Origin of the sequence: Nonomuraea aridisoli (assembly GCF_003236395.1) — a bacterium.
GTDB lineage: Bacteria > Actinomycetota > Actinomycetes > Streptosporangiales > Streptosporangiaceae > Nonomuraea > Nonomuraea aridisoli.
This window is the reverse complement of the sequence record NZ_POUD01000712.1, coordinates 1-390: the sequence shown is the minus strand read 5'-3', so window position 1 is coordinate 390 and position 390 is coordinate 1. Positions and strand designations below refer to the sequence as shown.

General features: G+C 50.8%; 1 protein-coding gene. It reads left to right on the top strand.

Annotated elements, in window-relative coordinates:
• On the top strand, positions 1-390 hold a 390-nt coding region (locus C1J01_RS48865; RefSeq protein WP_111185904.1), incomplete at both ends, for a 5-deoxy-glucuronate isomerase.

Here is a 390-nt window from a genome sequence, read left to right as displayed (position 1 = left end):
AGTATTGATACCGCCACTCCGGCGAAGTTTTATTACAATTTCGCACCCGCGCATACGACGTATCCCACCAAAAAAGTCACACCGGACGAAGTATCTCCAGTCACGTTAGGCGATAACCTCACCAGTAACCGTCGCACGATTAACAAATATTTTGTCCCGGATGTACTGGAAACCTGCCAATTGAGTATGGGGCTGACGGAGCTGGCTCCGGGTAACTTTTGGAACACCATGCCGTGTCACACCCACGAGCGCCGGATGGAAGTTTATTTCTATTTCAATATGGATGATGACGCCTGCGTTTTCCACATGATGGGGCAGCCGCAAGAAACGCGTCATATTGTGATGCATAACGAGCAGGCGGTGATCTCCCCGAGCTGGTCGATCCATTCC